The organism is Streptomyces sp. NPDC052016 (genome assembly GCF_044548445.1).
GTDB lineage: Bacteria > Actinomycetota > Actinomycetes > Streptomycetales > Streptomycetaceae > Streptomyces.
In genome coordinates, this window is record NZ_JBIUBX010000001.1 from 537,307 (window position 1) to 559,681 (window position 22,375).

16 protein-coding genes and 7 pseudogenes are annotated in these 22,375 nt (G+C 67.5%); 11 read left to right on the forward strand and 12 right to left on the reverse strand.

The window, feature by feature from the left end:
- Positions 1–213 precede the first annotated feature (213 nt).
- Positions 214–897, forward strand: a complete 684-nt coding sequence (locus tag ACIHAR_RS02480; RefSeq protein WP_400016093.1) for a TetR/AcrR family transcriptional regulator — start codon at positions 214–216, stop codon at positions 895–897.
- 173 nt (positions 898–1,070) lie between these two features.
- Here the strand turns inward: ACIHAR_RS02480 and ACIHAR_RS02485 are convergent, their stop codons facing one another.
- Together ACIHAR_RS02485 and ACIHAR_RS02490 are read right to left on the reverse strand one after the other, a co-directional pair.
- Positions 1,071–1,415, reverse strand: coding sequence for an SsgA family sporulation/cell division regulator (locus ACIHAR_RS02485; RefSeq protein ID WP_400016095.1), 345 nt, complete (start codon positions 1,413–1,415; stop codon positions 1,071–1,073).
- A 241-nt stretch (positions 1,416–1,656) separates the two neighbouring features.
- Positions 1,657–2,109 carry a hypothetical protein gene (locus ACIHAR_RS02490; RefSeq protein WP_400016097.1) on the reverse strand — a complete coding sequence of 151 codons (453 nt, stop codon included), beginning with the start codon at positions 2,107–2,109 and terminating at the stop codon, positions 1,657–1,659.
- Positions 2,110–2,976: 867 nt separating this feature from the next.
- Between ACIHAR_RS02490 and ACIHAR_RS02495 the strand changes: the two genes are divergently transcribed.
- Together ACIHAR_RS02495 and ACIHAR_RS02500 are read left to right on the forward strand one after the other, a co-directional pair.
- On the forward strand, positions 2,977–3,144 hold the full coding sequence (locus ACIHAR_RS02495) for a hypothetical protein (protein WP_400016099.1): 168 nt from the start codon (positions 2,977–2,979) through the stop codon (positions 3,142–3,144).
- A 141-nt stretch (positions 3,145–3,285) separates the two neighbouring features.
- A pseudogene (locus ACIHAR_RS02500) lies at positions 3,286–3,453 on the forward strand (IS5/IS1182 family transposase); the annotation flags it as partial.
- 37 nt (positions 3,454–3,490) lie between these two features.
- Here ACIHAR_RS02500 and ACIHAR_RS02505 read toward each other — a convergent pair.
- Positions 3,491–3,707, reverse strand: a pseudogene (locus ACIHAR_RS02505) (XdhC family protein); the annotation flags it as partial.
- Positions 3,708–3,998: 291 nt separating this feature from the next.
- Between ACIHAR_RS02505 and ACIHAR_RS02510 the strand changes: the two are divergent.
- The gene (locus ACIHAR_RS02510) at positions 3,999–4,688 is read left to right on the forward strand and encodes an alpha/beta fold hydrolase (RefSeq protein WP_400016101.1); all 690 of its coding nucleotides are present in this window, start codon (positions 3,999–4,001) and stop codon (positions 4,686–4,688) included.
- 82 nt (positions 4,689–4,770) lie between these two features.
- Complete coding sequence (locus ACIHAR_RS02515; protein WP_400016103.1) at positions 4,771–5,979, forward strand: acyl-CoA dehydrogenase family protein; 1,209 nt, start codon at positions 4,771–4,773, stop codon at positions 5,977–5,979.
- A gap of 321 nt (positions 5,980–6,300) precedes the next feature.
- Here ACIHAR_RS02515 and ACIHAR_RS02520 read toward each other — a convergent pair.
- The 4 genes and pseudogenes from ACIHAR_RS02520 to ACIHAR_RS02535 all read right to left on the reverse strand — a co-directional run.
- A pseudogene (locus ACIHAR_RS02520) lies at positions 6,301–6,859 on the reverse strand (transposase family protein); the annotation flags it as partial.
- Between the two features lie 7 nt (positions 6,860–6,866).
- On the reverse strand, positions 6,867–7,208 hold the full coding sequence (locus ACIHAR_RS02525) for a hypothetical protein (protein ID WP_400016104.1): 342 nt from the start codon (positions 7,206–7,208) through the stop codon (positions 6,867–6,869).
- Between the two features lie 219 nt (positions 7,209–7,427).
- A pseudogene (locus ACIHAR_RS02530) lies at positions 7,428–7,714 on the reverse strand (hypothetical protein).
- Positions 7,715–8,363: 649 nt separating this feature from the next.
- On the reverse strand, positions 8,364–10,634 hold the full coding sequence (locus ACIHAR_RS02535; RefSeq protein ID WP_400016106.1) for an LLM class flavin-dependent oxidoreductase: 2,271 nt from the start codon (positions 10,632–10,634) through the stop codon (positions 8,364–8,366).
- Positions 10,635–11,014: 380 nt separating this feature from the next.
- Here ACIHAR_RS02535 and ACIHAR_RS02540 point away from each other — a divergent pair.
- Positions 11,015–11,755 (forward strand): annotated as a pseudogene (locus tag ACIHAR_RS02540) (aldehyde dehydrogenase family protein); the annotation flags it as partial.
- Positions 11,756–12,132: 377 nt separating this feature from the next.
- Here the strand turns inward: ACIHAR_RS02540 and ACIHAR_RS02545 are convergent.
- Both ACIHAR_RS02545 and ACIHAR_RS02550 read right to left on the reverse strand, forming a co-directional pair.
- A complete protein-coding gene (locus ACIHAR_RS02545; protein ID WP_400016108.1) occupies positions 12,133–12,693 on the reverse strand; it encodes a MarR family winged helix-turn-helix transcriptional regulator in 561 nt (186 codons plus the stop codon).
- An 812-nt stretch (positions 12,694–13,505) separates the two neighbouring features.
- The gene (locus tag ACIHAR_RS02550) at positions 13,506–13,739 is read right to left on the reverse strand and encodes a transposase (RefSeq protein ID WP_400016340.1); all 234 of its coding nucleotides are present in this window, start codon (positions 13,737–13,739) and stop codon (positions 13,506–13,508) included.
- A gap of 234 nt (positions 13,740–13,973) precedes the next feature.
- On the opposite strand from ACIHAR_RS02550, the gene ACIHAR_RS02555 reads away from it, so the two are divergent.
- The 3 genes from ACIHAR_RS02555 to ACIHAR_RS02565 all read left to right on the forward strand — a co-directional run bounded on the left by ACIHAR_RS02555 (position 13,974) and on the right by ACIHAR_RS02565 (position 16,995).
- Positions 13,974–14,222: an antitoxin MazE7 gene (locus ACIHAR_RS02555; protein WP_365466954.1), complete on the forward strand. Its 249-nt coding sequence runs from the start codon at positions 13,974–13,976 to the stop codon at positions 14,220–14,222.
- A 3-nt stretch (positions 14,223–14,225) separates the two neighbouring features.
- Positions 14,226–14,609: a toxin Doc gene (locus ACIHAR_RS02560; protein WP_400016111.1), complete on the forward strand. Its 384-nt coding sequence runs from the start codon at positions 14,226–14,228 to the stop codon at positions 14,607–14,609.
- A 226-nt stretch (positions 14,610–14,835) separates the two neighbouring features.
- On the forward strand, positions 14,836–16,995 hold the full coding sequence (locus tag ACIHAR_RS02565; protein WP_400016113.1) for a SpoIIE family protein phosphatase: 2,160 nt from the start codon (positions 14,836–14,838) through the stop codon (positions 16,993–16,995).
- A 150-nt stretch (positions 16,996–17,145) separates the two neighbouring features.
- Here the strand turns inward: ACIHAR_RS02565 and ACIHAR_RS02570 are convergent, their stop codons facing one another.
- Positions 17,146–18,333, reverse strand: coding sequence for a type III polyketide synthase (locus ACIHAR_RS02570; protein ID WP_400016115.1), 1,188 nt, complete (start codon positions 18,331–18,333; stop codon positions 17,146–17,148).
- Between the two features lie 695 nt (positions 18,334–19,028).
- Between ACIHAR_RS02570 and ACIHAR_RS02575 the strand changes: the two are divergent.
- Positions 19,029–19,157: pseudogene (locus ACIHAR_RS02575) on the forward strand (helix-turn-helix domain-containing protein); the annotation flags it as partial.
- Positions 19,158–19,378: 221 nt separating this feature from the next.
- The gene (locus tag ACIHAR_RS02580) at positions 19,379–20,389 is read left to right on the forward strand and encodes a BtrH N-terminal domain-containing protein (protein ID WP_400016117.1); all 1,011 of its coding nucleotides are present in this window, start codon (positions 19,379–19,381) and stop codon (positions 20,387–20,389) included.
- Between the two features lie 111 nt (positions 20,390–20,500).
- Here ACIHAR_RS02580 and ACIHAR_RS02585 read toward each other — a convergent pair.
- Positions 20,501–21,733: pseudogene (locus ACIHAR_RS02585) on the reverse strand (IS701 family transposase).
- Positions 21,734–21,871: 138 nt separating this feature from the next.
- On the reverse strand, positions 21,872–22,366 hold the full coding sequence (locus tag ACIHAR_RS02590; RefSeq protein ID WP_400016119.1) for a GNAT family N-acetyltransferase: 495 nt from the start codon (positions 22,364–22,366) through the stop codon (positions 21,872–21,874).
- Positions 22,367–22,375 lie beyond the last annotated feature (9 nt).

Genomic DNA, 22,375 nt, shown 5'->3' on the forward strand with positions numbered 1-22,375 from the left:
GGGTGATGGCGGTCACATGCCGTCGACGCCCGAGTGAGTCGGGGTGATCGGTGCCGCAGTCCGCGCCCGCACTGGTCGTCCGGGGCTCCCGCTCGTTCCTTGCATCACCCTTCGGGCTCGGGCACCGCTCAGCAGCCTGCCCGGTGGTGAGACGGAAGGCCGGGTGATCCCCGGCATCTGATGTGGAGGGGTGCCTCATGTTAAGGTGGGTCGATGACCGAGCGAACCGTGCCTCGTGCGCAAGAGGCTCCGGCCAGACCGCGACGCCGTGACGCGCTGCGCAACCGCGAAGCGATCCTGGCGGCCGGACGCGTGGCTTTCGCGGAGCAAGGGCTCGAGGCATCTCTGGAGGGGATCGCTCGCCAGGCCGGCGTTGCGATCGGCACGCTCTACCGGCATTTTCCGAACCGGCTCGCTCTGGTCGAGGAGCTCTTCGCAGAGAAGTTCACCTACCTGCTGGACGCCGCGGAAGAGTCGGCTGCCATGGACGACGCCTGGCAGGGCTTCTGCACCTTCTTGGAGCGCTTCTGCGAATTGCAGGCCTGTGACCGGGCTTTCAACGCCTTGGCTGCCGCCCGGCTACCGGCGCACACCGTGAGCGGACAGATGAGTGAACGCGTCAAGGACCTGGGCACCAGCATTCTTCACAAGGCTCAGCAGCAGGGTGTCGTACGCGCCGACGTCACGCGGGAGGACATCGCCTTCGTCGCGTGGTCACTGGAAGGCATCATCCAGGCGACTCGCACGGTCGCGCCCAGCGCCTGGCGACGCCACCTCTACTTGATGCTCGACGCATTCCGCGCCGAGTGCGCCCACGAGTTGCCCGAACCCCCGCTGAGCCCCGAGCAGGTCGATCAGACCATCGCCGCGCTCGAGTGCGGAGAAGACGACACCTGAGTGGGCACGCGAAAGGGCCGGGACCGGGCTCGGCGCCGCGGCCGAATGTGCGTGACCTCCACGGGCGGTGGTCCACGGGGGTGCGGCACAACGATGGCCGTCCAGGGAGCTTTCGTGCCACCGGCCCCGGTCGGGCCCACCGTCCGCCGGTGACGACGCGGAAGGCCCGGGGTTCAGCTCTCCGCCAGGAAGTGCGCCAGCTCGGTGTCTATGTCGAGCTGTTCGGACTCGGCTCCAAGCGGCACCAGGGACTGCGTCTGACGCAAAAAGGACTTCATATCCTGCAGGGACGCCTCGAGCAGGGCCGAGCCGGCATTCGAACTGAGGCCGATGCGCAGCACATCCCGCCCGCGGCCCATGACCGGCCACACACGGACGTCGCCGTGGCCGGCGTGGCGCGTCAGGCCCTCGGCGAGCACCTCACGGCCGAAGACCCACTCCACCGTCGTGTCATGGCCCTCGGCGTGGAAGGCGGCACGGAGGGCATAGGGATCGTCGGCCGTGTAATGCAGCCGCATATATAGACTGGCAGAAGGCCCAACAAGCCTTACAGGCAGGTCGAGTTCTACGATCCTGGTTGAGTCTTTCATTCTTCACTCCGATGTCCTGGCGTGAGAGGGGAGGCCGGGAGAACTGCACTGTGGCCGTTCGATTCCCGCACCCATCTCGACTGTCATCCAGCGGCGGTACGGAGGCGCAACTCGAATCGGCTGTGCCTCCATACCGCATCGCGCGAGCGAGGTCCGCCGCGTGACCGCGTCAGCGGTCGAAGGCGAGCAGCTGGTCCACGTACCAGTGGTCCACCGCGCCGTGACGGTACGGCGTCACATCGATCCACCTGCCGTCCAGCAAGCGGTACAGGCGGTGACCGTCCCAGCGGTACTGCGCCGTGTGATGCCGGCCGTCCTCGTGGCCACGGTGGTCGCTGTCGTAGCGCCAGGTCCGGTGGTGGTCACGGTGGTCGTCGTTCGAGTACCGGTCGCGGCGTCCTTCCCGGCCGTCGTCCCGTTCTTCGCGGGACCCGCGGTCGTAGCTCTTGTGGCGGTCGTCCCCGTGGCCGCCGCGGGGCTCGTCGTCGATGGACGAGGACGGGGCCTGCCCGGCGAACTGCGAAGTTACCGCCGACGCGGTGCCTCCGGCACCGAGGACCGCTCCGCCCGCGATCGCCACGGAAGCAACAGCGATCGAAACTCGCCTGATGACTGTCTTCATCGTCTTCTCCTTTGGATGTCCTGAAACGTGAGGGGCTCCTCATGTTCTGGCTCCGTCAGATTACCTGAGGGCCCCCTCAGGTTTGTTCGTGCCTGCGGTGAGGCTCCTCACAAGGCGGCCGAGGCCGGGGGAAGGCTGGGGAAAACCCGGCGGAGGGCTCCGGCGCCTCCGGAAGCCGGCCAGCGTGGCCGTCGTGTAGGCGGGGCACCCCGCGCCGCCCGCGCTGACCGCACACGCGGCCGCGCCGTCCCACGAGCACGCCCGTTCCGGGCGCCATGACGACGGGTAAGCAGGCGTCGTGGGTCAGTCGTAGCCACCTCGCGGCCGGCACGGGTGGGCCGAACGGCGCTCATGGACCTCGGAAGCCTCTCCCCGCTGCCCGAGGTCCCGTGTCTGTTCGGGATATCCCGCTCGTCCGTGCCGTGTCTCGCCTGCGCGCGGCAACGGCAGGAGCGGCGGAGAGGACGCGCCGAGCCCCTTGAGCTGTCCACCACTGACCGCTCATGGCGCCTGACGTGCTGTGGTGCCGGTGTTCTCGTCGACACCGTCGACGTGCCGAACGAGAGCTCCGGCGCGCGAGCGCGCCCGTCCAGTGAAGGGCGGCGAGCCGCCATGTCGGCGTCTACGACGGCAGTCCGACTGTCTTCGGGCGGACAGACCGATCCTTGGCCTACGGGGCACCTGACAGAAGCTTCACACTGACGCGGCGACCGATCGGCCAGGCGCCGCCGCCCCAAAGGGACGAATCACACTGAGTGCTTCCGGTCAACGGCCCCTACCGCGCACACAAGGCCCCACAGGGCTGTGCCAACCCACTGATGATCAATGACCTTGCGGCGGAGACCCGTTGAGCCCATGAAGGAGTCCATGTCCACTGCGCAGCAGGTGCCCGACATCCTCTGGGCTCGACCGGATTACACCCTGAGCAACAACCTGATCGTCGCAAGCACGCCACTACGCTCCGGCTGCACGCTCCGACTGCGCCACGAGCACCGGATCGACGACGCCCGTTCCTGCACGTGCAGCGGCCGCTGACCGTCGAGGACCTACGACCCTCCCGCGATGAGCGCGTCAGGCAACCCCCACGTCGGGCATGCATCTACGGGGTCGGCTTCCCGAGCAGCGCGGGTGGGAAGGCCATCCGCGATAGAGGGTGGGATGTGATGGAACAACAGGCAGCAACGCGGCATCCGGCCCGCGATCGCCGAACGAGGACAACCTCACCGCACCGGCCTGGGCACCCTCCGCCGGGTCGTCGAGCGCTCCATCTCCTGGCTCCACGGCTTCCGCCGCCGACGGATCCGCTGGGAGAGGCGCGACGACATCCACGAAGCCTTTCTGGAGACTCGCCGTCTGCCTGATCGCCCATCAAAACCCGTGCTCCTCCGCGGCCGGCGACGAGTTCAGCGACGATCGACAGCGCAGTCTCTTCTGGAGTCCGGGCCCCCAGATCCAGACCGACTGAGTTCTCAGCCGGGCAAGCTGCTCGTCTGTCGTGCCTGCCTCACGCAGGCGGCGGACGCGATCTGCATGACTGTGCCGGGGTCCCCTTGCCTGATGTGGGCAACCGGCAATGCGAGCGCTCGCGCCAGCAGCGGTGAGGTGCCTCGCCGGTGGCCGCGCGGTGGAGCGCGCGGCCAGGGACGAGGCGCTGCTGTCCCGCGCAGGGAGTGGTATCCGTGCGTCGGGGAGCCGGCGGGTGCCGCTGCCTGTTGCTTGTTCATGGCAGGGGGGCGGGCGGCCGTGCCGCATGGCCACCTGGTCATTCGAGCGCATGTCCAGGCCCGGAAGACGTCCCAGGACAGAGTGTTGGACAACATGTCCGATGCCGCTTAGGCTCACGTTGCGCCTTCGGGCGCCTCGACGATGATCATGAAAGTGAAGTTCCTGTGGCCCCACATTCAGTAGCCCGCCCCACGCTGTTGCTTGTCCACGGTGCCTGGCACGGAGGATGGTGCTGGAGCGAGTTGCAGGCGGCTCTGGAAGCCCGTGACATCCGTACCCGCACCCTCGACCTCCCCAGCGCAGGCGGACGCAGTGGAATCGCCGAAGACACCAGCGCTGTCAGGGATGTTCTCGCCTCGATGGATGGTCCGGTCGTCGTAGTCGCCCATTCATACGGCGGCATCCCGGTCACCCAGGCCATCGCCGACATGCCCAACGTTTCGCGGGTGGCGTACCTCGCGGCCTTCCAGCTCGACATCGGCGAAAGCCTCATGGGCTTCTACGGCGCTCCGGTGCCGCCCGAGACGCAGGAGTTCGAGGCGGTTCCCGACGACCCGCGGAAAGTCTTCTACGCCGACGTCCCGCCTGCGGAGGCCGCAGAGGCCATTGCTCGACTGGTGCCTCAGAGCACGAAGGCATTCACGGACACCGTGACTGTGGCGGGCTGGCACAGCATTCCGTCGACGTACATCATCTGCGAGCAAGACCAGGCCCTTCCGGCACACCTTCAGAGGAACCTGGCGGTGCGGGCTGACGATGTCCACTCCATGGAGAGCGCCCACTCACCTTTCTTGTCCATGCCTGAAGACCTTGCGGGTCTGCTGTCCCACATTGCGCTGGTGCCCCACGACTAGAGCCCTCCGTTCGCAACCTGGTCCCATACGGACACCCGCATATTCACGTCTGTTCAGCGAGAGAAATCACAGGGAGACAGTGGTGGCACTCAGCCGCGCACAGAATGACATGGAAAGCCTGCAGCAGGAGATCAGCTCGAGGGAAGAAATCATTGAGCGTGCCCGCGCGCTGCAGCCACTGCTGCGGACACACGCGCAGCGCGGAGAAGCAGAGCGGGCAGTTCCTGCGGAAGTCGTTGACGCGCTCACCGAGGCAGGAATCTTCCGGATGCTGACCCCGAAGCGCTTCGGCGGATACGAGACGGATCTTCGGACCCTGACGGAAGTCTCCGAAGCGCTCGGAGAGGCGGATGGGGCGACCGCCTGGACTGCCATGATCGTGACGGTGACCAACTGGCTGGCCAGTCTCTTCCCTGACGAGGCCCAGGAGGAGGTATTCGGAGCTGACCCCGATGCTCGAGTGACGGGCGTCGCCGCTCCGACCGGAATGGGCCGACGGGTCCCCGGCGGCTGGATGGTCACCGGGAAGTGGTCATACAACTCCGGCGCGCCCTACGCCACGTGGGCTGCTGTGGGCGCACTGCTGCAAGACGAAAACGGCGCGGTCGTCGACCAGGCGCTGGTCCTCATACCCGCCTCCGAGCTCCTGCTCGAAGACACCTGGTACACCGCAGGCATGAGGGGGACCGCCAGCAACACGCTGATCGGTCGAGACATCATGGTGCCTGACCATCGCGTGCTCTCCGTGCCCGCCGCTGCGCAGGGCACCTACCCCCGTTCGAACCGAGAGGAAGAGTTCCTCTACACCTTGCCTTTCGGATCGATGCTGCTCCTCTGCCTGACCGGGCCATTGCTGGGACTCGGTAAGGCCGCTCTCGACATGGTGACGGCATCGGCGGAGGACAAGCCCCTGTCGTTCACCGTTCACGGCAGGCAGGCCGACTCCGTCGGCGTGCAGATTCAGCTCGCCGAAGCAGCACTGAGCCTGCGAACGGCACGGCTGCATGTTCTTGACGCCGTGAACCAGATCGACCGGGGCGACATGGACTACGGCCAACGCACCCAGGTCCGGGCCCAGGCCGGCTACGCGGCCCAGCAGGTGCTCAACGCCATCAACACCCTCCTGAACGTGCATGGCGCTAGCTCTTTCGCGGAAGCCAACCCGCTTCAGCGCATCTGGCGTGACGCCAATGTCGCAGCTCGTCACGCAGGCCTGGTGCCGACCGTCGGCTACGAGGCCTACGGGAAGATGCTGCTGGCCATCAACGAACCGGTGAGTCTCATGGTGTAACCAAGGTTCGGGGCGTCGTGCCCTGGCCACTGCGGCAGGCGGCGCTGCTTCCCATCCGCGCCGGCGCGTGGTGTGGAGCCGTACCCTATGCGCGCGTACCAGTAGCGGCGCATAGGGCCTCCGCGGGAAGAATTATGTCGTCCAGACGGTGGAGCCGGAGTTTTCGCAGACCACACCGGCGCGGGCCCTGAGGGTGCGTCCCCTTGGCCTGGAGGCGACAGCCAAACGATAAATCGAGGTCGGCACCCACCCGTACCCGAAGGCACAGCGCGCCCGTGCACTCGAACACGACCACAGGGACACGAATCATAGTGGCGGTAGCGGGATGACCAGGCCGATGCCCCGATAGCCGCCGTCCGCGATCACGGTTGTCCTGCCGACGGCGGCCTTCGCGACGGACAGCTCCCACGCCTTGCAACCGTTGCGGTTGCCGGGCAGCGGTCGGCCGACGGCGACGACGAGACGGGTGCCGACGTCGATGACCACCTGATGGTCGGCCGAGTACCGGTAGTTCTTCGACTGCTCGGCGACCGTGTGGCCGCGGGTGGGCATCTGGGTGCCGTCCACGATCAGGACGGCGCCTTGCGGAATCGTTTGCGGGGCTGGAGCGCGAGCGACGGCCCGAGGTGGGCGATGACGCGGTCGGCCGCTTGGCGATCCCGAACAGCGGAGCGAGTTGCCGCAGCGTGAGGTTCGTCCGCCAGTACGCGGCCCCCAGCAGAACCCGATCTTCCAGTGGCAATCCCCATGGCCGACCCTTGCGCATCGGGTCAGCGCCCTTCCGCCACAACGCTGTCACGAACTTCCCGAACTGTCGCGGACTCAGCCCGCTGAACGGGGCTGCGCAGGACGGCTCCGACGCCGTGATCACATCAGCCACGGCGTGATCATTCCACTGCCGCAGGTTCACCCTGCTCGAACGCGATGCGGCAGCGATATACCTGGTCAGCTACCAGTTCCATGAACCAGTGCATGATTTCGTAGGGGATGACGTGCTCGTCATGGCTATGGATGTGGACCGTCGGCTCCAGACCCGGGTCCTCGTCGGGGACGAACGCCACCAGGAAGGCGGCCCCAGGCAGATGCGTCTCCGCGTTGGGGATCTCAGCCCACGCGGCTGGTGCCGGCACAGCCTCGCTCAGCTCCACAGCCCAGGAGTCGTCTGGCAACGCGTAGTGGAACTGGACGGCGTAGTGACGGCCTGCATGTTCTCTCAGCTCTGCTGGCATGACGGCAGGCTGCCACAGGTCGTGGCGTACAGTCTTCCGGGTATCGGCTGGGCCCAGTTGGTGGGGCGGGAGCCCCCCACCACACAACTCACCAGTTCTTACGGGACAACGGAACAGCCCTGGCCCTCGGCAGGGCTCATGCCAGGCTCAGCGGTGGAGACCAGAGGGGACTGATCGGTCCTGCCCCGGACGTCCAGCACCTGGAAGTCCAGATCGAGTTCACCCGCCCCTTGGTGCTGGAGTCTCCGTGCGCCCCTGCCGCTGAGCCCGCACGCGATGGTCGGCCCACCAGGAGCTGAAGTCGTGGTCTCGCAAGAACAACTCTCCGATGAGCTGCGCGAGTTCAGGGCCGTCCGGATAGCGTGCGGCGTCCATGCGTAGATACGCGACGCATTCGCGCGCCACCCTGCGCAGTCGTCGTACATGCCGCGAATCTGCGGGTCGAGGAACGTCAACCATAGGTGGTTACGCTGTCCCGGCGGCAGCAGGGAGAAGTCGGTGAACAACGCTGCTCCCGAGGACCGCCGCCGCGCCCTTCACCGGATCCCCAGGCTGGGAATGGTTGACACCCGCTACGGCTCCATGAACGGCGCCCGATGTGGCCTCGTAAACGACGTTGAGGTTGGCGCGTCCAGGAGATCGGCCCGGAAGTATCCCGGCTCGACGATGGTCATCTGACCCCCGATGGCGACAACTCCTGAAGCACTGCAACATCATCCGCTGCCAGGGCAGCAACCGTCACGATGCTCGTGGAGCTCATGAAGCACAGCCCAACCTGCGCCCGGTCATGGCGGCACCGCCGAAGACACATACCGGCGTCGGCGTTGGCGTAGCCGTAGGACTGACAGGACTGTCCCTTCTTTACGCCACCGGAGCGTGGCCTCGCACGACTGTGGCTACGGTGGTCGCAGGCGGGCTCGGATGAGCCCCCCGTCCAGTCGGGCCCGCCGCTTCTGTTTCACATGTCAGCTCAGCTCCGGGCTGGCGGCCCTTGCCGGGAGATCGCTGCCGAGCCACCGCAAATGACGGGGGAGGTGCTGTCGTTTATTCCCCGCCGGTAGGAGTATCGGCCGGCCCCTCGCAACTGGCCTCCGGAAACGCGGTGGTTTCCAGAAGCCAGGTCTGCCCATCAGGGCGTAAAGCCGAGCCATCCGGTCATGGTGCCGGCGGGATGTTGAAGTTGCGGTTGAACACTTCGTCCGGATCCCACTTGGCCTTCAACCGACGAAGGCGTTCGAGAACAGGCTCGGGGAACGCGTCGAGCAGTCGCGCTGGATCGGTACTCGTCTCAAAGCTCAGGTACATGCCGTTCAGCAGCGGATAGAGCCTGTCCCAGTGGCCATTGAGGCGGGGTACCTGACTCGGGGCCGACGCGGCGAGCACAGAGAAGTTCTGCGTGCGGTGTGACCAGGCCATGCTGTCCCGCGGGATGTCATGCACTGCACCTCCCATCGACCGGAACTGCATGACCATGATGTCGCCAGATTTGATCATCCTTTCAATGACTTCGGCGACTTCCCTGCTCAGGTGCTCGAGCATCCCGCTGCGTGAATCCGAAAGCCCTTGCCCTCTGTGCTGATTCTCAGGTGGCGCGACGATCGCGTAGTAGGGTGCAAGCTGTGCCTGCTGATGGATGACCGGGCCGGCCGTGAGGAAGGGGGTCAGCGCTTCTTGCGCCGCTTCCACATCGTCTCCGGCGTACACCAGGGTGATCTGGGCGCTCACCGGTCCTCCCCTGCGTGCGGGGAAGAGCGACATGAAGCTCGATATCTCACGCGGAGCGTCTTCTACCAGGCACCCCCACTTGACGAGGAAGTCTGCGGTCTCGGTGGCGTCCACTGTGATCGTTGCGTAGGCCACGTTATCGACCGGGTAGGCATCGAGTTCGAATGCCGTCACGATGCCGAAGTTTGCTCCTGCCCCGCGCAGTGCCCAGAACAGGTCTGGATGGTGTGTGGCATCGACCCGGAGCTTGCGTCCATCGGCGACCACGATCTCGGCGGCCGTGATGTGGTCGATTGTCAGGCCGTGCTTGCGCGCCAGGTATCCAATGCCGCCCGTGGTGGCGAGACCGCCCACACCCACGTCTCCGTAGTCGCCCGAGCTCATGGCGAGACCGTAGGGAGCCAGCGCCTGCGCGACGTGCCCCCAGCGCGCACCGGGTTCGACCCGGATGCGCCCCGTGGCCTCGTCCAGCACCTCGATCGAATTCATCTGTGAGAGGTCGAGGATGATGCCGCCGTCGTTCGTGGACCGGCCGCTCAGTCCGTGGCCACCGCTGCGTATCGAGATGTCGACGTCCTGGCTGCGCGCGTAGGCGAGGGCCGCCACCACATCGTCCGCGTTCTCGCATCGAATGACCAGGGCGGGCGAGCCGCTCCAGGAGTAGGAGTGGCGAACGTCCTCGTACGTCCGGTCGCCGGGTTCCACGGCCTTCTTCGCCAGTGAGTCGGGCAGGGCGTCGTAGTCGATCGTCGCATGGCGCTTGCTCAGCACGACCGCCGAACGGGTCGGCCCCGTCGTCGTGCCGGCTGCCTTCCGCTCGCGTGCGACTTCCTCTCGGAGGGCGGGACCCACTTCCTCACCGAAGGTACGGACGACGTTGGGGTCGTCCTGTCCGATCAGGAACGCCGAGAATCCGTGTTCGAGGACCAGCGGGAGCAACTCTTCCACCCACTGCTTCACGGGACCCTGCAGGTAGCCGCGCTGGGTTGAAGAGAAGCCGACATTGAAGAGGTTGAGCAGACGTCGGATATCGCCGGGGGCGCGGCCGGAGTCCAGCGCCGCATCGTCGATGATTTTGATCGCCTCGGCCATGCCCGGTGTCTGGAGGTATTGCAGTGTCGGCAGCCACCCATCGGCCTTGCGGGCAGTGAGACGCAGCATCTGCGGCTTGTAGGCGCCCAGCCAGATGCCGATGTCGTGAGCTGGTTTTGGGCCTCGCTTCATGGCGGGCACCGAGTAGTACTCGCCCTCATGCTGGAGCGGCCCGAACTCTTCGGCGTTCCAGACACTCCGGATGATGCCGAGCGCCTCTTCCAGGGCTTTCACGCCCTGTCCCGGTGTGAGATCGCGCCCTCCCATCCCATGTACGGCTTTGGGGAAGGCGCCAGCGCCGAGACCCAGTTCGAAGCGTCCGCCAGAAAGGAGGTCGAGGCTCGCTGCGGCGCGGGCGAGCATCGCCGGCGGCCGCAGCGGCAGGTTCGTGACGTTGGCCGACACACGGAGCTTGCTGGTCTTCGCCGCCACCCAGGTGAGGAGCGTGTACGTGTCCAGGAAGTCTGAGTTGTAGGGATGATCTTGGAAGGTGGCGATGTCGAGGTTGGCGGCCTCCGTCAGTTCCGCCAGCTGCACCACGCGACCGGGATCGTGCGCGGTTGGGGTGATGAAGGTTCCGAGCATGAGCTCGTGACCGTAGTCGGGCATGGAAGACCGTCCACAGTACAGATGATCTGCGTTGCAGCCAATGTAACGCGCATTGGTCTGTTACGACGACCATCTGTGAATCAACACACTAGGTGGGGGGCGGTGTGGCTGATGAGGTGGTCGGTGCGCGCCTTCGTGGACTGCTCCAAGACCAGCGAGGCGGAGCGATAGCCATCCTCGACCAACGACTTCCAAGGTGGCCATGGCCGCGGAGTACTGCGTCATACGCGGCATCACCGAGGGGCTGATTCCGTTTGCCCCCGAAATGTTCGAGGGGCCGCGGCGCTCCTGGAGTCCTATGAGTTCACCGAGACTCGAGGCGCAGGCGCGATTGTCATGGAGCCGCCGGGCGTCGCCGCAGTGATCACTCCTGGAATCGCAGTGTTGTCTTCATCCCGCAGGAGGTCGCAAGCGCCATCGCTGCCGGCGTCACCATCGTGGTGAAGCCCAGCAACTCAGCGACTTCAGACACAGGTCGTGTTCGAGACGGTCGATCAGCGAATGTCCCGTCCGGCGTGATCAACGTCATCACGGGACGCGGCTCGGTGGCCGGTTACGCTCTGACCTCACCCCGTGACGTGGGCAAGGTCGGCTTCACTGTTCCACCGTGGTCGGACTGCAGATCATGCGCAACGCCGCCGACACCTTCAAGCGCCTCACCTCGAACTTGGCGGCAGGGCCCCACGATCCTGCTCGACGACGCCGACCTGGCGACGGCGGTTCCTGCAGCACTCGCCTCGAACTTTCTGGACAACGGTCAGACGTGTTTCCTGGGCAACCGCATCCTCGCTCCGCGCCACAAGCTCGACGAGGTGCTGCAGGCCATCGAGTCGGCCATGCCCGCCTTCCAGGTCGGCGACCCGCAGGACCCGGCAACGGGCGTCGGACTGGTGGTCAGTCAACAGCAGTTCGACCGCGTGCAGAGCTACATCCGGCTGGGATTGGAGGAAGGCGCCCAGGTCCTGACCGGGGGAGAGGGGCGGCCAAAAGGTGTGGACAAGGGCTGGTTCGGCCACACCATTTTCACTGGCGTCACCAACGAAATGCGTATCGCACGCGAGGAGATCTTCGACCCCGCGCTCGTCGTTATCCCACGACGAGGCGGTGCGCATCGTCAATGACACCCAATACGGTCTCCAGGCGCAGGACGTATGGTCTGGAGGCTTACCTGGAGCCGCGCGCCATCAGCGTTTGACGTGCCCTGGGTTCATGAGGTGCGGGCAGCCGGCGCACCACCAGGTGACCCGCACCCTGAAGCGATGAGCTGTGGTGCGGACGAGCGCCAACGCAGCGGAAAAGGGTGGCTTCGCCGTCCGGCGAGGGGATCACCGGCGGGTGTCGATCACCGTGTTGGCTCAGCCATCGCATAGACGTAGGAGCTGCCGCCTCGTCTCTGGGACTGCGTGAGCGCCGGTGTGCTTGAGGCCCAATGGCCCCGGTTCTTTGCACCGGTCGCCGGTTGCTCGACGCTACGCTGCTGAGTCGTTGCCAGGACGAGTCAAATGTTGGGGCGCGCTCGTCTGCGGCGGCTGACACGCTCGGGCTTCTGGGCCTTGGCTTCTGCCACACAGTTGGCGGAAACCTGCTGTTCGTTCTCACTCACCTTGCGCGCGATCGAGTACAGCATCTCGCGGAACGCGCTCTGCGACTCCTCAGGCAGGACAGTCAGAAGTTGCCGGTCGATGAGGTCGACCTCGGCATGCAGTGCTGTCCACAGCTCTTCTCCGCGCGAGGTGGCGATGATCTGCCGACTCCTGCGATCTGCTGGATCCGGCTTGCGTTCCACCAAGCCAGCTTCTTCCAGATCATCCAGCAAGTACGTCATCATGGTCCGATCGACGCCTAGCCTGTCAGCGAGAAACCGCTGGCTCCCAGCCTCGCCCCGCACTGCGGCCGCGAGGATGAAGTAGCCGCGGGGTCCCCCGGGGAGGTCTGTGACAGCTGCCTCAACCGCCCTTGCGTAGGCACGAAAGATCACTCCAATTGCGAACCCGAAGTCATCCTCCAGGAGCGGCGCGGCCGACATCGAGTCAGCTTGGGCATCTGTGCGTTTCGACATCACGTAGGCCCTCCCAAGTCGTGCAGGTCGGAGCAAAGAGTCGGTGCCTGCTGCGAGCAAGACAAGGATGTGTCCGCATCGACGCGCCTGCCTCACGGTGCCGAATGCCGATCGATCATGTCCTCATTGTTCCGTGCAGTCAGTATAGTCTAGTTGGCAGAAGATCTGCATAGCCTAGCAGGCCCATGTCTTCGCAGTTCAGATGCCGTGCACTCGTCGAAGATGCCCTTGCGCTCGTGAAGACCCATACCGTGAGAACGTCCGACGGTCCGGTGTGGTCGGTCAGCGTGTCCTGTCGGTGAGCAGCGCTTCCACTGTTGTGAGTGGATTCCATTCAGCGACTCCGTGCCAGGCTGCCGGGTTGGTGCCGAGTGTGGTGTGGATGAGGTCCGTGAGGATCGCGTGAGCTTCGGCGGTCTGGGGTGGCGCGTCGGTGCGGCGGGTGGCGGTGGGGGTGTTGAGGCCGGCGGTTGGGGTTCGGCGACGGTCTCAGCCGTGGCCCTGTCCTCGTCGGCGGTCGGCTCCATGACCGTTTCGCGGTGTCCGGGTGGCGGCGCGTTGAGCGCCGTGCCGGCCTGCGCCCGCTCACGCCGGCTCGGGGTCGGCCGGGGCGGCGTCACGGCGGCCGGCGGTTCGGTCTCAGTGGCGATCTCGCGCGCGGCCCTCCCCGCCTCGGCGATCAGCTCCGCGACGGTTCCCTTGTGTTCGGGCAGCAGGGCATCGAGCGCCGCCCAGGCTCGCGCCCGCCCCCCAGATGCGCCTGCGTCAATGCGTGCAGGTCGGCGACTGCCGCCGTGCCCAGCAGATCCCGATCATGGGCGTACGGCTCGGACAGCAGGTCGCGCAGGGTGCTGGTGCCCCGGGCGGTGGCGAGCAGGGCGGGCAGCCGGCGGGGTCCTCGTACGGCTCGCCCTCACCTGCCGGGCGTAGGCGGGGCCCCCTTCCTCCAGCGCGTGACGGAAGTCGGCGTTCGCGCCGTAGCGGGTGTCCGCGACCAGCACCGCGGGCCCTAATCGCAGGGCGGCGAACTCGTCGAGCATCTCCAGCGCGAGCTGCCTTCACCGTGTCCTCGACCGCCTGCGCGTAAGAGGTATGGAAGATCGACCGCGAAGAAGACGCACAAGCCGCGCACCCCCTGGCCGTACCTCTCAGTGCACCTCCCAGCGCGCACGAGTAGCACCCTGGATGTGATCTCTTGGTGCCGCCCGTGAGCAGGGAAGCGGCGCATGCACTCACAAGCGGGTAGCGCGGCGCGTATACCGTGCGGGATACTTGCGGGTATGGCTGAAACCACTGTCAAGGTCGACACGAGCACCAGGGACACCCTGCAGGGCCTCGCCGCTGCCGAAGGTCTGTCGGTGAAGGCCTACCTTGCCAAGGTGGCTGCGGAGAAGGAACAGGAGCGGGCCCTGCAGACGGCGACCGCCGCGTTCCGCCGTGCGATCAGCGAGCCCGGCGTCATGGACGCCTTCGATGCCGAGTTCGGCGGGCTGCCGTCCGGCGCGCACGACACCTCGCGGGCGGCCTGACCTGTGCCTCCCGTCGTGTACGTCGACTACCGATGGTTCCTCGAGCGCCAGGAAGAAATCCTCCGGGACGACCTGACCGTCAACGACTTCTCTATCCTCGTCGGCCTGGCCCAGCGCCACCGGGTCGACCCGCCCCGGCACGATCAGCACCATCCCGACGCCTTCTGGCGGGCTGCGGTCATGCTGGAGGAGTGCGTGCTGCTACGCCCGCTCCCGGCGCGCAATGAGGTGTACGGATACGGCATCGCCCTCGCCTACCTCGAGGCCTCCGGAGAACGCGTCGACACGAAGTTCGAGCTCTGGCGGGAACTGATCTACGACATCCGGGCGCTGCGGCTGGACTCGTACGGCGTCGCCGAGAGGCTGCGTTCCTGGCGGAAGGCCTGACCCTGACCGGCGCTGCCACGGCGATCGACCCTCAGCCCGACGCCGTCGTCGGGTGCCGGTGTACGCGAGCCAGACTTCGGTCCGCGTTCACCGCGGGATTCGCTGGTGTGGGCGAAGCGATCCCCGCTGTTATTCAATGAGGTGTGCGGGCAGGGATCTCCGGGGCCCCGTCGCACGAGTCCGAGTACGGCCCCGGCGCTGCGCCGGGGATTGCCGAGAGAGCCGCATGGACTCCACACCCCACCCCTCGTCCCCTTCGGCGTTCGACATGGTCAGCAGCGCCCTGGGGCGGTACATCCCGCCCGGCGGAGATGCCGCGGCCGCCAGTCCTGCCGACGCGCAGGGCCCCACCGTGCGCCAACGCGTACCCGACGACCCGGCAGCCGGCCGTCAGGAGCAGATCCTCGGCGCGGTCAACCTGGACAGGGATCTGACAGTCACCCGCTGTAATCTGGACGCCCCCGTGTTCGCGGGCCTGGACGCCGTGGCCGGGAGGCCGTTCGTCGATCTTCTGCCCCCCGGCGACGTACCGACGGTCACACGGCGGTTGCGGCAGGTCGTGGAGACCGGTGAGGCGCATGTCGCCCGGATCCAGCGCCTGCGGCGCGGCGACGGATCGGAGCTGGTGGTCTCGATGAGCATCCTGCCCGCCGCGGCGCCTGCGGAGGGCCTGACAGTCTCCCTGATCGCCATGGCCAGGAGGCTGCACCTGTACGCCGCCGAGACTGCGATCGGCACCTCGCTGGACATCGGCGAAACCGCGCAGTCGCTGGCGGAGTCTCTGTTGGCCTGGGGAGACGTCGCCGCCGTCGACCTCGACTTCGCCGTGTGGACGGGCGAGGGAGTCACCGGGCAGGCGCAGGGACGCATTCGACTCCGGCGGGCGGCCCTGGTACCGGACCGGGCGTGGCCCGAGGGCTACGTGACTCCGGGCGACGATCTTCCCAGCGACGCCAGTCGCCTGCTGGCGCAGGCGGTACTACGGGACGATGCCCCACAGACCATCGTGATACCAGACCGGGAGGTGGTCGAACGGGTACTCGGCAGTCCACGACTCGTGCGGGCCCTGGTGCCTGGTGACCGGTCGGCAGCTGTGGCGTGCATACCGCTGGTCCTGGACGCCGTGCCGCCCGTCGTACTGGGAGTGGCGGAGGTCTGGCGGCGGGCGGACTGCCCCTTCCGCGACAGCGAGCTGCTCGACCTGCAGGAACTGGTGGCCAGGACCGCCCACCACGTCGACCTCGCCCGTCAGCACCAGCGCGAGCACACGCAGGTACTGGCCTTGCAGCGGCGGCTCCTGCCCCGGACCGGCGGCGACACGATCGAGATCGCGAGCGTCTACCACCCTGCCACCCCCGACAGCGCGGGCGTCGGCGGCGACTGGGTGAACAGCTTCCCGCTGCCGGACGGCCGCACCGCGCTGGTGGTCGGCGACGTCGTCGGGCACGGGCTGGGAGCTGCGGCAACCATGGGCCAGCTGAGCATGGAGGCCCGCGCGCTCCTGTCCGCAGGGCTCGCCCCCGACGAGGTACTCGAGCACCTGGACAAGACCGTGACGCTGCTGGACGACGCGGAGTCCGGGCTGACGGCCGGCTACAGCGCCCTCGGGTCGACCTGCTGCATCGCCCTCTACGACCCGGTCAGCCACCACGTGACACTGTCCAGCGCCGGCCACCTCCCCCCGGTCCTGGTCTCCCCGGACGGGCACGCAGGCCCGCTCGCGGTCCGGCCCCATCCCGGCCTGGGCGCCGAGTTCGCCCTGCGGGAACCGCTCGACGTGCTCACGTTCCGAGCACCCCCGGGCTCCCTGCTCGCCCTCTACACCGACGGCCTGGTGGAGGATCCCGCCGTGCCGATCGACGAAGGCATCGGCAGGCTGGCGGACGCAGTGTCCACGGTGCACCCCTGGGACACCCTGCAGCAGGCCGCACGCCACGTCGTCTCCGCGCTGGCACCGGTGCGCCAGCGCGACGATGTGACCCTGCTGCTCGCTCGGATGATCGGGTACCGCAAGGGGGACACCGCGACCTGGCGGCTGCCCGCCCGCGACGACGCCCCGGCCCGTGCCCGCGCGCAGGTCTCCGCGCTGCTGGGGCAATGGCGCACCAGGGACGGCACCCGGGACAAGGTGCTGCTGCTGGTCAGCGAACTGGTCACGAACGCGGTGAACTTCGCCACCGGCCCCATCACGGTCCGGCTGATCAGGGCGGGTCACGGCCTCTTGTGCGAGGTGGGCGACACCGGCAACGGCAGGCCACGCCTGCGGCGGGGTGGCCTGCTCGACGACGGCGGTCGTGGCCTGCACATCGTGCACAGACTCACCACCCGGTGGGGGGTGCGGTGGACGGACACCGGCAAGGTGGTCTGGGCGGAAGTCGCGAGATGACGCTGCTACGCCTCGAGGACGCGGCCGGCGTACGGGGGCGGGGCCGGCGTACAGGGCGCGGCGAGGGTGCGGGCGGCGCCTCCGCGGTAGCGGCGGCGTGACCGATGATGGGGGCGGCCCATCTGCCGGTACGGGTGGCGCGGCCTCGCTCTACAGCCACTCCCCTTCCAAGGCGGTGGCGGTGAGGCCGGGTGCCGCCGCGTACAGAACGGCGCGATTGCCGGGCTTCTGCTGCCCGGCGTCATGGGCCCGCCGCAGGATGTCGAACACGGCGGCGCCTCCGCGGTTGCCGCTGGTGTAGCTGTCCCGGCTGTAGTCCAGCAGCCCCGGCGGCCATGCGTCGGGCATCGTCTGCTCCATGTACTCCAGCACCCGGGTCCCCCCGGGGTGCGCGAGCAGGACGTCGGGGTGCCAGGAGTTGGGGTCGTCCTGGTAGCGGACACGCAGCCACTCCCACATCGCGGTGACCGTCTCCTGTACGGCGCGCGGCCCGCGCCGGTCCATCACGAAGTGGTTGCCGTCCGCCCGTGTCTCCAGGCGGTGCAGGTCCTGGGTGCCGGGCAGGGTGTGGTGCCAGGCAGCGTCCAGCCGCAGCACCGACTCGCGCCTCGGGCGACCGGTGACCACCGCGGCGACCGCGGTGTCCGCGAACAGCAACCGGACGATCAGGGACTCGAGGGTGTCGTCTGCGGGCTGGTAGGTCGTGCTGAGCGCCTCCGCGATGACGACCAGGACCACCCGGTCGGGGTCCGCGGCCACGAGATCCGCCGCCAGTGCCAGGGAGCGGGTGCCCGCGATGCAGGCCCACTGCGTGGCCGGCAGCAGCGTCACATCGTTGCGGAGCGGAAGCTTGTTGGCCAGGGCTATGTCCAGACCCGGCAGTGCGGGTGTGGTGGAGTGACTGGTAATCAGACAGTCGACGTCTGCGGCGTCCAGCCCGGCAGTCTGCAGGGCCCCGCGCGCCGCACGCTCCGCGTAGGACTGCACGGCCTCCCAGGCCGGCGCGGTGCGCTCCTGGATGGTCTGCGGCGCGGGTATGGTCTCGAGGGCGGCGATCACGCGGTCCACGTCCTGCTGGGTGAACCCTTCGCGCGCCAGCGCCTCTTGGGCCGGCTCGATGCCGACAGCCCGCAGGCCACTGCCGTTGCCGGGCGCGACGGCGGCCTCCAGCGGCAGCATCCACCCGCGGGTCTCGATGCCCGTACTGGCCGCGATGCCGTCGATCCGGGGCGCCCACGCCGCGTGCGGGTGCCGGTCGCGCACCTCTGACACGATCTGGCTGGTCTTCACGGCGTGCTCGCCGTGTATCACGGCGGGAGGACAGAGAAAAGCGGCCATAAGGGTGCACCTTCCGAGGGGAAGCCGGGGGAACGCACTCACGAGTGCTGTGCCATGGGTCACTTTGGGATCTGCGCCCAAGTAGATGCCGTTGAGTCCTACTTCGGGACCCGACATCCGTTTCGAGCATGGACGCTAAATGGACATTTGCGCTGTGATGCAGACAACTTAGGTGGCTTTTGGGGTGCGTGACACGGCACACACCGCTGAAACCGGGATCCGCAGAGCGGTCGCGCCAATCCGGCCTGACCAACCGCCAGCCGCCTGGTCCTACGGTCCCCGCAGCCGGGCGAGAGCCCCTGGGGGAGTGGCCACTGGACCACAGGGACTCCCCGCGCCTGGGCAAAGGTGTGCCGCAATCGGCAAAGCTGTCCGACACGACGGGTGATCGTGGGGCGGTTGCTGTACCTCACTGCCGTACATTCCGCAGGGCCGCAAAGGCTCCGGATGAACTTGGGCTCGGGCCCCCAGGAGATCCGCTTCGTCAGCGAGCTTGTCGCTGGCGCGGTTCGCCACGCCCATCAGCCTCGCCTGCGCTCGCAGCCTGCCTCTGACGTCGCCCGGGTCGAAGACGATGCCGGCCGTTCCATGACCCAGTTGGCCATCACGTGCCTAGAGCGGAGGTCGGCAGGCGGAGCCGGCGCCGGAGTGGTCCTCACTGCCCTCTACACCGACCGAGACCCCCGCCGCCGTTTATCCTCCTGGCCGACGACACTCCGGTCACCACAGTCGCCCACCGATGCGGCTGGTCATCCGCCAGCACCTTCATCGACGTCTTCCGCCGCACCTTTTGCCACACTCCCGGCTCCCGCCCTGCCACATGACGCGGAACCCCAGCCGGCCTGCGGGTCCTCCAGCCCGGCACAGGAGCTCCGAGTGAGAGACACCCACCCCGCCGCGCTTCCGGCCCGTCACCGAACCGGAACGCGCATCACCACGCTCCGCTCTGACCCCGCAAATCCTCCGGAATCATTGGTGCAGACAGGCCCCGGTCCGGAACGCAGGAACAACTACCGCCCATCATCACCGTCCAGGAAGGCATGGCATGGCCACGGTAATCGCCATTGAGGCCCGCGGTACGCAGCACTGCGAGACGACAGCTCTGGGGGTGCTACTGCGGCACCAGGGACTCGATCTGTCCGAGCCCATGCTCTTCGGCCTCGGCTCCGGTCTGTCCTTCGTCTACTGGGACAGCAAGAACATGGGCTTCCCCTTCCTCGGGGGACGGGTCAAGCCCTTCGACCTCACCAGAAACCTGGCCGGCCGACTCGGGCTCGAGCTTGTGGTCCAGGAGACCACCTCCCCGCGCAGGGCCTGGGAGAACGTGGCGGCACCCGTCGGCGCCGGCCACCCCGTCGGACTGCAGCTCGACAGCTACTACCTGGACTACTTCGGGTCGAAGGTGCACTTCGGCGGTCACGTCGTCGCCATGTACGGATACGACGACCACGACGCCTTTCTGGTGGACACCGACCAGCAAGGCGGAAAGGTATCCACCAGCCTGACCAGCCTCGCCCAGGCCAGGGCAGCGCGCGGCCCGATGGCTGCCAAGCACCGCTCCTTCACCCTCACCGCTCCTGGCAAAGTGCCCTCGCCACAGGCCCACATCATCCCCGCCATCACCACCTGCGCCGACGCGTTCCTCAACCCGCCCATCGCCAACCTCGGCCACCGGGGCATCGAGAAGGCCGGCAAGCTGGTGCGCACATGGCTCCAACGGACCGACAACCCGCAGCGGGACCTACCGCAGGCCGCCCTCTTGATGGAGAAGGCCGGCACCGGCGGCGCCCTGTTCCGAAACCTCTACCGTGACTTCCTCGCCGAATGCACTCAACTGCTCGACAGCAGCCACCTGCGCACCGGCTACCGGCTGTACACCGAGGCAGCCATCCTATGGACAGAAGCCGCAGCACTGATCACGAAAGCCGGTGAATCAGGCAATGCGCAGTGCCTCGTGCAGGCAGGCACCATCCTCGGCGATGTCTCACGAATGGAGCGCGAGGCCATGCAGGCGTTGAGGTCCCTGGGGAGCGAAGCTCTCGCGATCCAGCGCTGATACGGAATCTCCTGACCGCGGCTACTCACGCCGGCACAGGACGGGACGTTTTCCATACTCCAGCCTTGACATCCTCCCGGGCCTGAGTACTCCAGCCGTAGATCGTGATCTTCATATCTGATTCGCGGCTTGTCGTCGGTCATGGCTGGCTTGGGCCCGGCCTGGTGGCGGCGTCGCCAGGCGGGCCAGGCGAACCGGTGGCTACCTCGCGCACGGGCCGGACGACCAAGGTGATGAACCGTCGCTGGATCTCGTTGCGGGTGAGCGGGATGAGCCCGTCAGGTGCGGGGTGCCGGGCGTGTTCGTCGGCGCGGACATCGGTGAGGAAGGCGTGAGCGAGCATGGTCAGGGTGACCCAGCGGGACCAGAAGGTGTAGCGGCGGACTTGGTGCTCGTCGAGTCCGGCCAGGCCCTTTCCGGACTGGAAGGTCTCCTCCGCCCGCCACCTTGATACAGCGACGCGGACCAGGGCGGTCAGGGGCACGGGGGCGGGTGAGAAGCAGCGGTAGTAGGCGAGTTCACCGGTGGTGCGGCTGCGGCGGATCAGCAGCTGGCGGCTGCCGGGCCGGGGTTCGGCCAGGTCGATGACGACCCAGTCGTAGAAGCGGTGCCCCTTGGCACCGGCCCCGGCCGACAGCTTCTGCCAGGCCGGTTTGGGCACCTGCGCGGCCAGGGCATCCGCGCGGAACTTCCCCGCGCCGGTGGTGGCTTCATGTGAGCAGGCGACGGCGAGCACATAGCCGACCTGGCACTTTTCCAGCGCGGAGCGCAGCTTTGGGTTGCCGCCGTAGACTTCGTCTGCCGCGACCCAGCCGGCGCGGTGCCCGGCATCGAGAAATCGGCCGATCATGCGGGCGGCCGGCTCCGGCTTGGCCGCGAAGACGGTGTCCTCGTCCAGGCCCGCGGCTCGGCATCGATCTGGGTCGCGCGTCCAGGAGTGCGGGATGTACAGCCCCCGGTCCACCGCCGCGTGCCCGCGCAGTCCCGCGTAGACGAGTGACAGCGACTTGCGCGTTTTCGATCCTCCCGGCGGTGCCGGTGTACTGGCGCTGGACGCCGACGGTGTGCGTGCCCTTCCTCACGTCCCCGGTCTCGTCGACCACCAACGCTGCGCCCTCGTCGTGTAGAAGCTCCGGGACGTACTCGCGCACGTCATCGCGCACGGCGTCGGCGTCCCATGAGCCCGGCCGAGCAGGTGCTGCATGCCGTCCGGGGTGGCCTCTCCGGCCCACTCGGCGATGCTCCAGCAGTTTCGCGTGGCAGGTCCGACAGCAGCCCCAGCGCCAGCTCCCGTACCCGACGCCGGGTTTCGACCCGGACGAACCGGTCGGCTATCCGGCTCATCAGGCCCTCGAACGCTTCCTGCCAGCGGGCAGTGTCTACGTTGTGACCTGCGGCCACCGCAAGATCGTTGATCTCCCACACCGGTGATCAGCGGTGGCCGCAGCCTTCCCGCAGCCGACCCACGAGCAAGACCAAGTTCTATGGCTGGAGGTCGCGCTGGTACCAGGTGCCTGACTTGCCGCCGAGATCGGCCGGGGTGGCAGGGCCAACCGGGACGAACCCGGCCTTGGTCAAGACTTTCTGGGACGCGGCGTTGTCGTGGGAGGTGGCCGCCCGCAGTGTGCGCAGGCCGTGCACCCCTGTCGCCTTCCGGCACAGCTCCCGGACGGTCGTGGTCGCCACGCCGCGGCCGGCGACCTGCTCCGCGACCCGGTAGCCGAGTCTGGCAGTGCCGTCCTCCAAGTCGTACAGGTTGAACCTGCCGAGTAACGAGCCTTCCTCGGCGACGAGCACGTAGAAGGCGCAGATGCCGGCCTCCTGCTCGGCCAGCAAGGCGTTGTACCGGTCGGTGAACTGGTCGAAGAAGTCGTCGCCGCGGTCGGGGATGGAGGCAGCGAAGTAGGTACGGTTCGCCAGCTCGAAGGCCAGGACCGCCGGGGCGTGGCCGGCATGCAGCCGCTTCAGCTCGGGCATCGCCCGACT

Excerpts from the sequence above, each read along its gene's own strand:
- ACIHAR_RS02480 (WP_400016093.1), top strand. The coding sequence starts at position 214 with ATGACCGAGCGAACCGTGCCTCGTGCGCAAGAGGCTCCGGCCAGACCG.
- ACIHAR_RS02485 (WP_400016095.1), bottom strand. The coding sequence starts at position 1,415 with ATGCGGCTGCATTACACGGCCGACGATCCCTATGCCCTCCGTGCCGCC.
- ACIHAR_RS02490 (WP_400016097.1), bottom strand. The coding sequence starts at position 2,109 with ATGAAGACAGTCATCAGGCGAGTTTCGATCGCTGTTGCTTCCGTGGCG.
- ACIHAR_RS02495 (WP_400016099.1), top strand. The coding sequence starts at position 2,977 with ATGTCCACTGCGCAGCAGGTGCCCGACATCCTCTGGGCTCGACCGGAT.
- ACIHAR_RS02525 (WP_400016104.1), bottom strand. The coding sequence starts at position 7,208 with ATGCCAGCAGAGCTGAGAGAACATGCAGGCCGTCACTACGCCGTCCAG.
- ACIHAR_RS02535 (WP_400016106.1), bottom strand. The coding sequence starts at position 10,634 with ATGCCCGACTACGGTCACGAGCTCATGCTCGGAACCTTCATCACCCCA.
- ACIHAR_RS02545 (WP_400016108.1), bottom strand. The coding sequence starts at position 12,693 with ATGTCGAAACGCACAGATGCCCAAGCTGACTCGATGTCGGCCGCGCCG.
- ACIHAR_RS02555 (WP_365466954.1), top strand. The coding sequence starts at position 13,974 with ATGGCTGAAACCACTGTCAAGGTCGACACGAGCACCAGGGACACCCTG.
- ACIHAR_RS02565 (WP_400016113.1), top strand. The coding sequence starts at position 14,836 with ATGGACTCCACACCCCACCCCTCGTCCCCTTCGGCGTTCGACATGGTC.
- ACIHAR_RS02570 (WP_400016115.1), bottom strand. The coding sequence starts at position 18,333 with ATGGCCGCTTTTCTCTGTCCTCCCGCCGTGATACACGGCGAGCACGCC.
- ACIHAR_RS02580 (WP_400016117.1), top strand. The coding sequence starts at position 19,379 with ATGGCCACGGTAATCGCCATTGAGGCCCGCGGTACGCAGCACTGCGAG.
- ACIHAR_RS02590 (WP_400016119.1), bottom strand. The coding sequence starts at position 22,366 with ATGCCCGAGCTGAAGCGGCTGCATGCCGGCCACGCCCCGGCGGTCCTG.